Origin of the sequence: Rhizobium sp. 1399 (genome assembly GCF_031455475.1) — a bacterium.
Classification (GTDB): Bacteria; Pseudomonadota; Alphaproteobacteria; order Rhizobiales; family Rhizobiaceae; genus Rhizobium.
This window is the reverse complement of sequence record NZ_JAVDSU010000008.1, coordinates 73,794-87,459: the sequence shown is the minus strand read 5'-3', so window position 1 is coordinate 87,459 and position 13,666 is coordinate 73,794. Positions and strand designations below refer to the sequence as shown.

Annotated in this window: 12 protein-coding genes; 2 read left to right on the top strand and 10 right to left on the bottom strand. The window is 61.1% G+C overall.

Annotated features, from left to right (window positions below):
- Positions 1 to 33: 33 nt before the first annotated feature.
- The 6 genes from J2X71_RS23685 to J2X71_RS23660 form a co-directional block, all read right to left on the bottom strand.
- Complete coding sequence (locus tag J2X71_RS23685) at positions 34 to 3,354, bottom strand: efflux RND transporter permease subunit (protein WP_310385631.1); 3,321 nt, start codon at positions 3,352 to 3,354, stop codon at positions 34 to 36.
- 12 nt (positions 3,355 to 3,366) lie between these two features.
- Positions 3,367 to 4,569 carry an efflux RND transporter periplasmic adaptor subunit gene (locus J2X71_RS23680; RefSeq protein ID WP_310385630.1) on the bottom strand — a complete coding sequence of 401 codons (1,203 nt, stop codon included), beginning with the start codon at positions 4,567 to 4,569 and terminating at the stop codon, positions 3,367 to 3,369.
- 411 nt (positions 4,570 to 4,980) lie between these two features.
- On the bottom strand, positions 4,981 to 5,952 hold the full coding sequence (locus tag J2X71_RS23675) for an ABC transporter substrate-binding protein (protein WP_113321658.1): 972 nt from the start codon (positions 5,950 to 5,952) through the stop codon (positions 4,981 to 4,983).
- A 54-nt stretch (positions 5,953 to 6,006) separates the two neighbouring features.
- Positions 6,007 to 7,134: an ABC transporter permease gene (locus J2X71_RS23670; RefSeq protein WP_310385628.1), complete on the bottom strand. Its 1,128-nt coding sequence runs from the start codon at positions 7,132 to 7,134 to the stop codon at positions 6,007 to 6,009.
- Complete coding sequence (locus J2X71_RS23665; RefSeq protein ID WP_310385626.1) at positions 7,131 to 8,015, bottom strand: ABC transporter permease; 885 nt, start codon at positions 8,013 to 8,015, stop codon at positions 7,131 to 7,133. Before J2X71_RS23665 ends, J2X71_RS23670 begins: the two co-directional genes overlap by 4 nt.
- Before the next feature lie 30 nt (positions 8,016 to 8,045).
- Positions 8,046 to 8,828, bottom strand: a complete 783-nt coding sequence (locus J2X71_RS23660) for an ABC transporter ATP-binding protein (protein WP_113321661.1) — start codon at positions 8,826 to 8,828, stop codon at positions 8,046 to 8,048.
- A gap of 94 nt (positions 8,829 to 8,922) precedes the next feature.
- Between J2X71_RS23660 and J2X71_RS23655 the strand changes: the two genes are divergently transcribed.
- Positions 8,923 to 9,336, top strand: a complete 414-nt coding sequence (locus J2X71_RS23655) for a cupin domain-containing protein (protein ID WP_310385623.1) — start codon at positions 8,923 to 8,925, stop codon at positions 9,334 to 9,336.
- 2 nt (positions 9,337 to 9,338) lie between these two features.
- On the opposite strand, the gene J2X71_RS23650 is transcribed toward J2X71_RS23655, so the two are convergent.
- Genes J2X71_RS23650 through J2X71_RS23635 form a run of 4 tightly spaced genes read right to left on the bottom strand, consistent with a single transcriptional unit; the run spans position 9,339 to position 12,704 of the window.
- Positions 9,339 to 9,716, bottom strand: a complete 378-nt coding sequence (locus tag J2X71_RS23650; RefSeq protein ID WP_310386177.1) for a hypothetical protein — start codon at positions 9,714 to 9,716, stop codon at positions 9,339 to 9,341.
- Between the two features lie 5 nt (positions 9,717 to 9,721).
- The gene (hydA, locus tag J2X71_RS23645) at positions 9,722 to 11,176 is read right to left on the bottom strand and encodes a dihydropyrimidinase (protein ID WP_310385622.1); all 1,455 of its coding nucleotides are present in this window, start codon (positions 11,174 to 11,176) and stop codon (positions 9,722 to 9,724) included.
- Positions 11,173 to 11,454 (bottom strand): hypothetical protein, encoded by a 282-nt coding sequence (locus J2X71_RS23640; protein ID WP_310385621.1) that lies wholly within the window; start codon positions 11,452 to 11,454, stop codon positions 11,173 to 11,175. Before J2X71_RS23640 ends, hydA begins: the two co-directional genes overlap by 4 nt.
- Complete coding sequence (locus J2X71_RS23635; RefSeq protein WP_310385619.1) at positions 11,451 to 12,704, bottom strand: Zn-dependent hydrolase; 1,254 nt, start codon at positions 12,702 to 12,704, stop codon at positions 11,451 to 11,453. Before J2X71_RS23635 ends, J2X71_RS23640 begins: the two co-directional genes overlap by 4 nt.
- A gap of 300 nt (positions 12,705 to 13,004) precedes the next feature.
- On the opposite strand from J2X71_RS23635, the gene J2X71_RS23630 reads away from it, so the two are divergent.
- Complete coding sequence (locus J2X71_RS23630; RefSeq protein ID WP_310385617.1) at positions 13,005 to 13,655, top strand: TetR family transcriptional regulator C-terminal domain-containing protein; 651 nt, start codon at positions 13,005 to 13,007, stop codon at positions 13,653 to 13,655.
- Positions 13,656 to 13,666: the final 11 nt, after the last annotated feature.

The following is a 13,666-nucleotide window of genomic DNA, read 5'->3' as shown; positions in this document are numbered from 1 at the left end:
CGATGGCCGGCCTTTTCCTTCATGGCGTCAGGCTTATTCGGCCGCGAAGGGCGGCAGGCGCAGCACGTTGGTGTCGTTGCCAACCTTGCGCTTGCTTTCCGGTCTTTCGATCGCGGTCAGGCGTTCCTCCAGCGAGTCGATGTCGCTGCGGTTCTCGCGGGTGACGCGGGTGAGATCTTCGCTCGACATCGGCAGATCCTCCTTGTCCTTCTTGCCGACCAAGCGGCCGAAGATCCAGCCGAGCAGGCGGGAAAGATCGTCCATGATCAGGAAGAAGGAGGGCACGACGACGAGCGAGAGCACCGTCGAGACGATAATGCCGCCGATCACCGCGATCGCCATCGGCGCGCGGAATGAACCGCCTTCGCCGACGCCGAGCGCGGAAGGCAGCATGCCGGCCGACATGGCGATCGAGGTCATGATGATCGGCCGTGCGCGCTTGCGGCCGGCTTCAACCATGGCCTCGACACGAGCCATGCCCTGGTGGCGCATCTCGATCGCGAAATCGACGAGCAGGATGGCGTTCTTGGTGACGATACCCATCAGCATCAGAATGCCGATCATGACCGGCATCGACAGCGGATTGCTGGTGACGATCAGGCCCGCCGCCACGCCGCCGATGGCGAGCGGCAGGGAGAACAGGATGGTGAAGGGCTGGATTACGTCCTTGAAGAGCAGGATCAGCACCGTCAGCACCAGCAGGAGGCCCATCAGCATGGCGTTGACGAAGCTCTGCTGCATCTCCGTCTGCACCTTGGTATCGCCGCTTTCGGCAAGGTGCACGGTGGCCGGGATCTTTGCGTCGTTGACGATCTGGCGGAAGCGGGCCGAAGCCGTGTCGAGCGCCACGCCCTGTGGCAGGTCGGAGCCGATCGAGACGACGCGGTAGCGGTTGTTGCGCTTGATCGAGCTTACGCCTTCCGAATAATCGATATTGGCGACGCTTGCGAGCGGAACGGTGCCGCCGCTGGCGGTCTGGATCTTCAATGCCCGGATGGCCGCGAGATCACGGCGCATGTCGAGTGCTGCCTGAACCCGGATCGGGATCTGGCGATCGTCGAGCGAGATCTTGGCAAGGGCTGCGTCCACATCGCCGATGGTGGCGACACGGATCGTCTCGGAGATCTGCTGCGGCGTGATGCCGAGGCGGGCGGCTTCGTCCTTGCGCGGGTAGACCTGCAATTCCGGACGGGGCAGGGCGCCGTCGGCGCTGACATTCGCCAGCAGCGGATCGGCACGCAGCTTGGATTCCAGAATGCCGACCGCATCATTCAGGTCCTTCTCGTTCTTGGAGAGGAAGTTGAAGGACAGGTCGCGTTCGCCGCGGTCGTTGAGCTTGAGGATGTGGACGTCGGGAATGTCGCGCAGCTTGGCGAAGACTTCCTTTTCGATATCCCATTGCGGACGTTCGCGGCCGTGGACTTCCACCTTCGGCAGCATCGGGCCGATGACGGGAATATGGCCGAGCACATCATTGACCACCTTCTTGACCAGCGACTGGTCGAGCTTGTGGAGCGCAAGCGTGATCGTCGCACGGCGCAGTTCGAGATCGCCCTTCGGCGATGCGCCGCCGAGAACGAAGACGCTTTCGACGCCGTTGATGTCCTTGACCCTGTCATAGATCGCATCGGTCGTCTTCTCGGTGTCGTCGAGCCGGGCATTGGGCGGCAGTTCGACGGAGAGAACGATGCGCGAGGCGTCTTCCGGCGGCAGGAAGCTGCCGGGAACCTGCATCAGCAGGAAGACAGAACCGATCAGGAAACCGATCGCCGCAAGCAGCGTCGCGTAACGCGTGTACCAGTGCCCGGTCGTGCCCCGCACCAGGCGCGTATAGCCCTTCATCAGCAGGCTGTCATTGTCGTGATGGTCTTCCATGCCGTCTTCGGCACGCATCAAATAGGCGGCCATCATCGGGGTGATGAGGCGCGCCACCATCAGCGAGAAGAAAACAGAGAAGGCGACGGTCAGGCCGAACTGGATGAAGTACTGGCCCGGAATGCCCGGCATGAAGGAAACCGGCACGAAGACCGCGATGATGGTGAAGGTGGTGGCGATGACGGCAAGGCCGATTTCGTCAGCCGCCTCGATCGCCGCCCGATAGGGCGTCTTGCCCATCTTGATATGGCGGGCGATGTTTTCGATTTCTACGATCGCATCGTCGACGAGAATACCCGTCGCAAGCGTCAAGGCCAGGAAGCTGACAAGGTTCAGCGAGAAGCCCATCATGTCCATGACCCAGAAGGTCGGGATGGCGGAGAGCGGTAGCGCGATTGCCGAGATCAGGGTCGCACGCCAGTTCCTGAGAAACAGAAGGACGACGATGATGGCGAGGAGAGCACCTTCGAGCAGCGTATGGATGGCGGCTTCGTAGTTGCCGTAGGTGAAATAGACCGAATCGTCGATCAACTCGATCTTTACGTTCGGGTTTTCGCCCCGCACCTTGTCGAGGCTCTGCGCCACGGTTTCGGCGACGCTGACTTCGCTGGCGCCCTTCGAGCGGAAGACGCCGAAGGTAACGACAGGCGTATCATTGAAGCGCGAGAAGGATTTCGGCTCCTCGTAGGTGTCCTTGATGACGCCGAGATCGGACAGCTTGACGAAGCGACCGTTCGGCAGAGCAATCGTCGTGTCGGCAAGCTCGGCGACGTTGCGGGCATCGCCGAGAACGCGGATCGCCTGCTCGCTGCCGGCCACCTGGCCGCGGCCGGAGCCGAGATCGACATTGGTGCCGCGCAGCTGCTGGTTCACGCTCGCGGCAGTGATGCCATATGCATCGAGCTTGCCGGGGGTGAGTTCGATGCGCACTTCGCGCTCTGCGCCGCCGTAGCGGTCGACGCGGCCGATGCCGGACTGGCCCTGCAGTGAACGCTTGATCGTGTCGTCAACGAACCAGGAGAGTTCCTCCAGCGACAGGTCTGGCGAGGATACGGCGAAAGTCTGGATCGCCTGGCCTTCAACATCGACCTTGGAGACAATCGGTTCTTCGATGTTTGCCGGCAGATCGCTGCGGATACGGTCGATCGCGTCCTTGGTGTCCTGCACGGCCTGTTCGGTCGGCACTTCCATACGGAACATGACGTTGGTCTGCGAGCTGCCGTCGGTCACCGTCGACTGGATCTCGTCGATGCCGGTGATGGAGGCGACCGCATCTTCGATCTCCTTCGTCACCTGCATTTCGAGTTCGGCCGGCGAGGCGCCGCTCTGTGTCACGCTGATCGAAACGAGCGGCACGTCGATGTTTGGAAAGCGCGTGATCGGCAGCGAATTGAAGGACTGCATGCCGATGAACACCAGCAGGCAGAAGGCCAGGAGCGGCGCGATGGGATTTCGAATGGACCAGGCTGAAAAATTCATCGGATGGTCTCTTTAGTTGGAAGCCGGAGGCTGTTCACGCACCGGAGTGATATGGTCACCGTCGCGGACATAAGCGCCCGCCTTGGCCACGACCTCGTCGCCGGTCTTCAATCCATTGACGATCTCGACATAGGCACCGTCCTGGATGCCGGTCTCGACCTTGGCGTATTTCACCACGCCATCCTCGACCCTGCGGGCGGAGGAGCCTTCGTTGCTGGTGAGCACTGCCGTCAGGGGAAGCGATACGCCCTCCGTCTCGCGAACGATGATCTCGGCGCTGCCATACATGCCGGAACGCGCCTTGCTGTCATCGTCGATAGAGATATGGACGAGGCCGAGGCGGGTGACCGGATCGACGGTCGGCGACACCAGGCGCACGGCGCCGGAAAGCTTCTCGCGGCTGCCGGAAAGCGAAATCGTCGCCTTCTGGCCGGCCATGATCCTGACGATGTCGCTTTCGGCGACTTCGGCGACAAGTTCGACGTCGCCGTCGCGGATGACGGTGAATAGCGGATCGCCGTTGCCGGCGGCAATAGCGCCGACCTTGGCGTTCTTGGCCGAAATGATGCCCGCGACCGGTGTCTTCACATCGGTGCGCGCCAGTTTCAGGTCCGCGTCGGCGATCTGGCTGTCGAAGACCTTGAGATCGGCTTCGGCGACCTCGATCGCCTGCTCGGCGGAGGAGACGCGGGCATTGGCGGCGGCGGCAGTTGCATCGGCCTGCTCGACCTGGGCGGTCGAAACCGTACCCTTCTTGACCATTTCCTGTGCGCGGACCTGCTGCTGCCTTGCCTGCTCGGCATTGGCCTGAGCCTCGACGAGCTGGGCGCGTAGCTGGGCAAGGCTTGCCTCGCCCTTGGCTTTCGTCGCCATCATCTGGCTCTTCGTCAAGACCAGAGCGTCATCGTTCAGCGTCGCCAGCGTGCTTTCCGCCTGAACCTTGTCGCCGACATCGGCCTTCAGGGTGCGGATGGAGAGGCCTTCGACCTGCGGCTGGATATAGACTTCCTCGACGGGCTTGACCGTTCCCGTGCCGATGACACGGTCGACGAGGGTGCGGTTTACGGCCTTGGTGACAACGATTGCCGGCAGGTTCTGCAGAGCCTGGGCCTGCGGCTGGGTGGCCTTGGGTTCCTGCGCAAATACAGCCGAGGCCGCAAATGCAGCAACAAGAAAAGTGGAGGCGCGTAGTAATGCGTGCGGCTTGCGTGCCATGCGTCTTCGTCCAATCTTTTGACAGGATCAGCCGGACTCGCGCGTCGTCATGCAACTCGCGAACCGGGCAAATGCCGTCTTCCAAATCTCAGAGGTATTTACCCGCATCTCATCTGCCGGAACGCGTCATCCCTCTCCGGCAAATTCAGCTAGAACGTGGTATCGATTTGCTCCACGTGCAAGCCTGGCAGAAAATAATTCCCCATGAGATAATATTAATTACCATTGCGGGGCTCATCAATCACCTGAGGGTTATGTGAACATGACGATGATTGATCGGCTCTCATATGCTTGACGTTTGACGCCTGATAAATGCGACAGTTGCAAGGCGATTTTTTTCATTGAGTGCAAAAAAACAGAAACGCGCGGGAGATTCTCCCGCGCGCGTTGCATTTTGGTATCGCTATGCCGTTACTTGGCGGCAGCGTCAGTGATGTCGTGGGTCCAGGCGCCCGATGGCTCCTTGTTGATGATCTTCTGGTCGAGCAGGGCCTTCGCCGTACGATCATAGAGCGTGGTGTCGAGTTTGCCGGTGCCGTCACCGATCAGCTTGGCGACTTCGCCCATCATGCGCTTCTGGTGGTTTTCGTCCTGGCCGCCGGCGTCGACGACAATCCCGGCTGCTTCATCCGGGTTCTCCATGGCGTATTTCCAGCCCTTCATGGAGGCGCGGACGAACTTGACCATCTTTTCCTTGAAGGCCGGATCCTTCAGCTTTTCTTCCGAAGCATAGAGGCCGTCTTCCAAGAGGTCGTTGCCCATGGCGGTGTAGTTGAAGACGGTGAGATCTTCCGGCTTCAGGCCGGCATCGATCGCCTGCCAGTATTCGTTATAGGTCATGACGGAGATGCAATCGGCCTGCTTCTGCAACAGCGGCTGAACGTCGAAGCTCTGCTTGAGTACCGTCACACCATCAGGGCCGCCGTCGGTCTTGAGGCCGAGCTTGCTCATCCAGGCGAAGAAGGGATATTCGTTGCCGAAGAACCAGACGCCAAGTGTGTGGCCCTTGAAATCGGCTTCGGTCTTGACCGGGCCGTCCTTGCGGCAGATCATTTCCATGCCCGACTTTTGATAGGGCTGGGCGATGTTGACCAGCGGAACGCCCTTTTCGCGAGCAACCAGCGCACCACCCATCCAGTCGACGATCACATCGGCGCCGCCGCCGGCGATCACCTGCTCGGGAGCGATATCGGGGCCGCCTGGCTTGATATCGACGTCGAGGCCTTCTTCTTCATAGTAGCCCTTGTCCTTGGCGACGTAGTAGCCGGCGAATTGCGACTGGGTGACCCACTTCAACTGGAGCGCCACCTTGTCGGCTGCCATCGCGTGGGCGGCGGCAAGCGACATAGCGCTCGCCATCATTGCAACCATTAATTTTTTCATTTTCTTGTTCCCTCTGAAGTTATGCCCAGGCCCTAGTGCGGGGCCGGGGCACGTCTAACCACCACGGATAGACGGATGCCAGAACGTCACCGCCCTCTCGGCAAGGGCGACGACACCATAGAAGATCGAGCCTGCAAGCGCCGCGACGGCGATCTCGGCCCAGACCATGTCGACATTCATGCGGCCGATCTCCGTGGAGATGCGGAAGCCCATGCCGACGATCGGCGTTCCGAAGAATTCCGCAACGATGGCACCAATCAGAGCCAGCGTCGAGTTGATCTTCAGTGCATTGAAAATGAAGGGCATTGCGGCGGGAAGCCTGAGCTTGACCAGCGTCTGCCAGTAGTTCGATGCATAGGTGCGCATCAGGTCGCGCTCCATGTTGCCGGAGGCGGCAAGCCCCGCAACGGTGTTCACCAGCATCGGGAAGAAGGTCATGATGATGACGACGGCAGCCTTCGACGGCCAGTCGAAGCCGAACCACATGACCATGATTGGTGCCACGCCGATCATCGGCAGGGCCGAAACTAAATTGCCGATCGGCAGCAGGCCGCGGCGCAGAAAGGCGAAACGGTCGGCGAGGATGGCGACGACGAAGCCGCTGACGCAGCCGATGGCGTAACCGATCAGAACGGCCTTGAAGATCGTCTGCCTGATATCTTCGCCGAGAATCGGCAGGGAGCCTATGATGCGTGCGCCGATCGCGGACGGCGGCGGCAGCAGCACGAAAGGGACACCGGCGCCGCGCGTGATCGTTTCCCAGATGATGAGGATCCAGGCGCCGAAGATTGCCGGGATTAGCAGCCTTAGCAGCCACTGGCCGGACGGTGTTGTCGGCTTGAGTTCCGAAAGCTCGGTGACGCAGCGCCAGGCAAGCAGCCAGCAGGCGGCCAGCAGCAGGAAGAAGGAGGTGCCGGCGAAGCCTTCATTGCCCGAAAGCGTACCGAGCAGCAGCCATGCCGCCCCGTGAGCGCCCACGAAGAGGGCGGTTGCGACAAGCGATGTGGATAGGGGTGTGAAGGAGATCAGTGCCGCGACGATCGCAAGCAGAGCGATCAGGATGACAGTTCCTGCGGATGGAGGCTGTGTGGCACCGGCCCCAAAGACAGGCAACATGACCATTGCGCCTGCCACGCAGAGGAGGGCGATTAGGCCCTGCCAGGAAAGCACGACTTGCTTCATGCCGGCCTCCCGCCCATGGCGCGGTCAACGATCTTCGCGACGAGGCCAACGATCGCGACAAGGATTGCGGCAAGGACCGAGCCGGCGACCAGCGCTGCCCAGATATCGATCGTCTGGCTGTAATAGGAGCCGGCAAGCAGCTTGGAGCCGATACCGGCGACGGCGCCGGTCGGCAGCTCGCCGACGATAGCGCCGACGAGGCTTGCGGCGATCGCCACCTTCATCGAGGTGAAGAGGAAGGGGATGGAGGCGGGCACGCGCAGCTTCCAAAAGGTTTGTGCGGCCGTGGCATTATAGGTGCGCATCAGATCGAGATGCATGACCTCGGGCGAGCGCAGCCCCTTCACCATGCCGACCGTGACCGGGAAGAAGGAGAGGTAGGTGGAGATCAGCGCCTTCGGGATGAGGCCGGTAATATTGATCGAGCCGAGCACGACGATGACCATCGGTGCGATTGCCAGGATCGGCACGGTTTGGGATGCGATGATCCACGGCATCAGGCTGCGATCGAGCGCCTTGATATGGATGATGCCGACAGCGATCACGATGCCAAGCAGCGTACCGAGCGCAAAGCCGAGCGCGGTGGAAGAGAGGGTGACGCCTGCGTGGTAGACGAGGCTGCGATTGCTGGAGAGCTTTCGTAGGAAGGTGTTTTCGAAGACGTTCTGCGCCACCTGATGCGGCGCCGGCAGGATGGGCTTCGGCTGGGAGAGTGCCCTGCCGATGAATTCCGTCGTCGTCGAGGTGACGTTATTGCGCGTGTCCATATCGCGCTGGAACGGCGCGTTGAGGAAGACCGCGGCGACATACCAGACGGCGATCAGCACCAGCAGGATGGTGAGGACGGGGACGATCTTGTCCTTGAGGGTGTCGGGTTTCATGCGGCCTCCCTCGAAATTCCGCGTATGCGCTTACTCATAACTGTGCCCCGCCCTCAGCCCTTCGCGGACGCGGTGGGCGATTTCCAGGAATTCCGGTGTCTCGCGGATGTCGAGCGGTCGTTCCTTCGGCAGTGTCGAGTCGATAATATCGGTCACGCGGCCCGGGCGTGGCGACATGACGACGATCTTGGTGGAGAGGTAGACGGCTTCCGGAATGGAATGGGTGACGAAGCAGATCGTCTTGTTGGTGCGCGACCACAGTTTCAGAAGCGCCGCATTCAGGTGATCGCGGACGATTTCATCGAGGGCGCCGAAGGGTTCGTCCATCAAGAGCAGATCGGCGTCGAAGGCGAGCGCGCGGGCGATCGAGGCACGCTGCTGCATGCCGCCTGAGAGCTGCCAGGGAAATTTCTTCTCGAAGCCGGAGAGTTCGACGAGGTCGAGCGCCCCATCAATGCGCTTCTTCTGTTCCGGTTTCGAATAACCCATGATCTCCAGTGGCAGGGCGATGTTCTTCTCGATTGTGCGCCACGGATAAAGTGCCGGCGCCTGGAAGACGTAGCCATAGGCGCGGGCCTTGCGGGCCTCATCCGGTGTCATGCCGTTGATGGCGATGTCGCCGGAGGTCTTGCGCTCGAGATCGGCGATGACGCGCAAGAAGGTCGTCTTGCCGCAGCCGGAAGGGCCGATGAAGGAGACGAACTCGCCCCTGCGGATATCGAGATTGACATCAGCAAGCGCGTGCACCGCGCCGTCATTCGTCTGGTAGCTGAGACAGAGATCCTTGGCGGATACGACGGAGGGTGCTTGCATCAATAAACCAGTCTTGTTTTCGCCGCGCCGGCGCGATTTTCCATGATATCATTGCCGCCGGTCTTACCGACAGCACAGTCCTTGGAGGATGAGGATGGACGCAAAATCAAAGCCCACCTGCCACATTGTTCGCCCCAACCACACCTATGACGGCAAGCAGGGGCTCAGCTATTTCGAGGGTATTGCGGCCGAGACCGTGGGCGCGAAGGGCATCTGCATGCATCTTCTGACGATCCCGCCCGGCGTGCGCGCCAAGGCGCATCTGCATGAGGCGCATGAAACGGCGATCTACATGCTCTCCGGTGAGGCGCATACCTGGTATGGCGACCAGCTCGAGAACCACATTGTCGTGCATGCCGGCGAGCTTTTCTACATCCCGGCGGGCGTCCCGCATTTGCCGGCCAACTTGAGCAGCACGCCATGCACGGCGATCATTGCCCGCACCGATCCGAACGAGCAGGAAAGCGTGATCCTGCTGCCGGAGCTGGATGCGCGGGTGCCGGCGTGAGGCTATTTGCATAGCGGCAGCGGCCCCCACTTGATTGCGGCATCAGCCACGAACCCGATCGTATAGCCTTTAGGCCCTGATGTGATCTTGACGGTGTCGTCGTTGCTGCTCTCTTCGCCCTCCGCCTGGCAAGCGACCGTGGCGGTGAAGTCCTTGCCTTCGGTCTTCAGGACTTTCTTGATTTCGCAGTAAGAGGCCGCCGTGGTGATGCCCTCGGAAGTCAGCAGAAAGAAGTTGTCGGAACCTGTGCTTTCGCCGCTCTTGGCGTAGGCGCAGCCATCCTTGTTGCCGTAGCTGCCCTTGATGGGCAGCGTGTCGGCATTCGCCGCGGTGGAAAGCGCGGCCAGGGAAACGATCGTCAGAAGCAGATGGCCGCGCATGTGTGTCACACCCCGCTCGCCGGGATGCCCGTGCGTTCGACCTTGCGGGGAGCGGTGATCTCCTTCCAGGTCGACAGCGCCTTGCTGACGGCGGTGACCGGCTCGCGCTTGACGAATTCGCCATGGCCGGAGCGGGTTTTGACAGTCCCTTCCTCGATCGCCACGACGCCACGTGTCAGGGTATAGCGCGGCAGGCCGGTGACTTCCTTGCCTTCGAAGACGTTGTAATCGATCGCCGACTGCTGGCTCTTCGACGTAATGGTCTTGGAGCGCTTCGGATCCCAGACGACGAGATCGGCATCGGCGCCGACGAGGATCGCGCCCTTCTTCGGGTAGATGTTGAGGATCTTGGCAATGTTGGTCGAGGTGACGGCGACGAATTCGTTCATCGTCAGGCGACCCGTATTGACGCCATAGGTCCAGAGCATCGGCATGCGGTCTTCGAGGCCGCCGGTGCCGTTCGGGATCTTGGTGAAATCGCCAACGCCGAATCGCTTCTGCGCCGTGGTGAAGGCGCAATGGTCGGTCGCCACGACCTGCAGCGAACCGGAGGCAAGGCCGGCCCAGAGGCTGTCCTGATGCTGCTTGTTGCGGAAGGGCGGGGACATGACGCGGCGGGCGGCATGATCCCAATCCTTGTCGAAATATTCTGACTCGTCGAGGGTCAGGTGCTGGATCAGCGGCTCGCCATAGGCGCGGATGCCCTTCTGACGGGCGCGGCGGATCGCTTCATGCGCCTGTTCGCAAGAGGTGTGGACGATATAGACAGGGCAGCCGGCCATGTCGGCGATCATGATGGCGCGGTTGGTTGCCTCGCCCTCGACTTCGGCCGGGCGCGAATAGGCATGCGCCTCGGGCCCGTTATTGCCTTCGGACAGCAGCTTGGCGGAAAGGGAGGCGACGACATCGCCGTTTTCGGCATGGACGAGCGGCAGAGCGCCAAGCTCGGCGCAACGCTGGAAGGAGGCGAACATCTCGTCGTCATTCACCATCAGCGCGCCCTTATAGGCCATGAAGTGCTTGAAGGTGTTGATGCCCTTGTCCTCAACGATCGTCTTCATTTCGTTGAAGACCTGCTCGCCCCACCAGGTGATTGCCATGTGGAAGGAATAGTCGCAATTGGCACGGGTCGACTTGTTGTCCCACATGGTCAGCGCCTCGAGCAGCGACTGGCCGGGCGAGGGAAGGGCGAAATCGACGACCATGGTCGTGCCGCCGGAAAGGGCAGCGCGCGTGCCGCTCTCGAAATCGTCGGAGGAATAGGTGCCCATGAAGGGCATTTCCAGATGGGTATGCGGATCGATGCCGCCGGGCATGATGTAGCAGCCTGTCGCGTCGAGCGTTTCGGTGCCCGAAAGGTTCTGCCCAATCTCGACGATCTTGCCGCCGTCGATCTTGACGTCAGCCTTATAGGTGAGGTCGGCGGTGACGATGGTGCCGTTCTTGATGACTGTGCTCATTCTCCGAACTCCCTGTCGCTGCGCGGTGCCTGCGCAAGCTGGTTATCCAATGACTGGCGGTAGCGGATGCAGCCGCGCATAAATTGAGGCCAATCGGGCACGATCTGACCGCCGGTCGGCGTATCAGGCAGAAGCGCCCACAGATCGGGATGATGCCAACAGAGTTCATGGCCCGACGTATCGCGGTGAATGCGGATCGCGTGGCGCATGGCTCGTGCCGCCGATAACAGATCAGGGTGGCTCATGCTGTCCAGATCTGCGTCCGGATCCGTGATCACGACACTGTCTCCGCCGTCTCGACCACCGCATGGAACAGCACATCGGCGCCCGCCGTTGCCCATTCCTTGGAAATGTCTTCCGCTTCGTTGTGCGAGAGACCACCGACGCAGGGGCACATGACCATAGTGGCAGGGGCGACCTTGGCGGCCCAGCAGGCGTCATGGCCGGCGCCGGAGATGATGTTCATGTGGCTGTAGCCGAGGCGGTCGGCGGCGGAGCGGACCGAGGTGACGAGTTTCTCGTCGAAGGTGACGGGCTCGAAATGGCCGATCGCCTCGATGGAACAGCCCACTCCCAACGCGTCGCAGATCTTGGGCGCTTCGGCCTCGATCTTTGCCCGCATGCGGTCGAGCTTGGCCTTGTCGGGCGAGCGGATGTCGACGGTGAAGACGACCTTGCCCGGCAGCACGTTGCGGGAATTCGGCGAGAAGAAGACCTGGCCAACGCCGCCGACGGCGCCTGGCTGTTCGCCCATGGCGACACCCTGGACCATTTCCAGAATGCGCGACATCGCAAGGCCGGCATTGACGCGCATGTTCATCGGAGTTGAGCCGGTATGGGCTTCCTTGCCGGTCAGCGTGAATTCCAGCCACCACAGGCCCTGACAGTGGGTAACGACGCCGATCTGCTTGTTTTCGGCTTCGAGGATTGGGCCCTGCTCGATGTGATATTCGAAATAGGCGTGCATCTTGCGGGCGCCGACTTCCTCGTCGCCGACCCAGCCGATGCGCTTCAGCTCGTCACCGAAGAGATTGCCTTCGGGATCCTTGCGATTGTAGGCGAAGTCCAGGCTGTGCGCGCCGGCGAAGACGCCGGAGGCCAGCATGGCAGGCGCGAAGCGGGCGCCTTCCTCGTTGGTCCAGTTGGTGACGACAATGGGGTGCTTGGTCTTGATGCCGAGGTCGTTCATGGTTCTGACGACTTCGAGGGCGCCGAGCACGCCGAGCACGCCGTCATATTTGCCGCCGGTCGGCTGGGTATCGAGATGCGAGCCGACATAGACGGGAAGGGCGTTCGGATCGGTACCGGGGCGGGTCGCGAACATCGTGCCCATCTTGTCGACGCCGAGCGTCATGCCGGCGTCTTCGCACCATGTCTTGAAGAGGTTGCGGCCCTCGGCATCGGAATCCGTCAGCGTCTGGCGGTTGTTGCCGCCGGCAATTCCCGGGCCGATCTTCGCCATGTCCATGAGACTGTCCCAGAGACGGTCCCCATTGACGCGCATGTTTTCGCCTGGCGCTGCCACCATACTGAAAATCCTCACCTGTTTTGCGGCAGTCATGCAAGGTGCATGCCCGCCCTGTTCCCGTAGTCAAATTCCGCTGCTGCTTATTGTTCTGTCAGCGCCGGAAAATCGCCAGTTGCCTTTGTTTTTTATCTGGCGGATAATTTGACCGATTGGTAAACATTACAACTTCCATCGCTGCGCTCAAGACGAAAATCACGAAAAATACAGACAAAAATGCGGGCAATTGCGCATTAAAGCGGCAGGAGGGGCCGTTCTTCAAATCTTGAGCGAAGGAGTTGAATTTCAAGGGGAAAAGAGCGAATGGCCATACCGAGAGCGGCGAAGACACTTCGGCGGACACGCATCCAGGAGGAGAAGGAAGAGCAGATCCTGGAAGCGGCTCTGGATGTGTTTTCGGTCAGCGGCTTCCGCGGCTCCACCATCGACCAGATCGCCGAAGTGGCCGGCATGTCGAAGCCGAACCTGCTCTATTATTTCCGCACCAAGGAAGCCATGCACCGGGCGCTGATCGACCGGGTGCTCTTCAACTGGCTGGAGCCGCTGAGGGCCTTCGATGCGGAAGGCGATCCGGAAGCGGAGATCCGCAGCTATATCCGCCGCAAGCTGGAGATGGCGCGCGATTTCCCCCGCGAGAGCCGGCTATTCGCCAACGAGATGTTGCAAGGCGCGCCGCATGTTCTCGATATGCTGAAAGGACCGCTGAAAGAGCTGGTCGACGAAAAGGCGGCCGTGATCCGCACCTGGATCAAAAGCGGCAAGATCGCCCGCTGCGACCCCTACCATCTGATCTTTTCCATCTGGTCGACGACGCAGCACTATGCCGATTTCGACGTGCAGGTTCGCGCCGTGCTCGGCGAAGAGCATTCCGGCGACGGGCGTTTCGAGGATGCAGCGCGGTTCCTGGAGCAGCTTTTCATCAATGGTCTGCTACCGGATCATTCGGGTGCCTGATCGGGCGCAAA

Bases quoted from the DNA above. Each gene is read 5' to 3' on its own strand.
- J2X71_RS23685 (WP_310385631.1), bottom strand. From the start codon at position 3,354: ATGAATTTTTCAGCCTGGTCCATTCGAAATCCCATCGCGCCGCTCCTG.
- J2X71_RS23680 (WP_310385630.1), bottom strand. From the start codon at position 4,569: ATGGCACGCAAGCCGCACGCATTACTACGCGCCTCCACTTTTCTTGTT.
- J2X71_RS23675 (WP_113321658.1), bottom strand. From the start codon at position 5,952: ATGAAAAAATTAATGGTTGCAATGATGGCGAGCGCTATGTCGCTTGCC.
- J2X71_RS23670 (WP_310385628.1), bottom strand. From the start codon at position 7,134: ATGAAGCAAGTCGTGCTTTCCTGGCAGGGCCTAATCGCCCTCCTCTGC.
- J2X71_RS23665 (WP_310385626.1), bottom strand. From the start codon at position 8,015: ATGAAACCCGACACCCTCAAGGACAAGATCGTCCCCGTCCTCACCATC.
- J2X71_RS23660 (WP_113321661.1), bottom strand. From the start codon at position 8,828: ATGCAAGCACCCTCCGTCGTATCCGCCAAGGATCTCTGTCTCAGCTAC.
- J2X71_RS23655 (WP_310385623.1), top strand. From the start codon at position 8,923: ATGGACGCAAAATCAAAGCCCACCTGCCACATTGTTCGCCCCAACCAC.
- J2X71_RS23650 (WP_310386177.1), bottom strand. From the start codon at position 9,716: ATGCGCGGCCATCTGCTTCTGACGATCGTTTCCCTGGCCGCGCTTTCC.
- hydA (WP_310385622.1), bottom strand. From the start codon at position 11,176: ATGAGCACAGTCATCAAGAACGGCACCATCGTCACCGCCGACCTCACC.
- J2X71_RS23635 (WP_310385619.1), bottom strand. From the start codon at position 12,704: ATGGTGGCAGCGCCAGGCGAAAACATGCGCGTCAATGGGGACCGTCTC.
- J2X71_RS23630 (WP_310385617.1), top strand. From the start codon at position 13,005: ATGGCCATACCGAGAGCGGCGAAGACACTTCGGCGGACACGCATCCAG.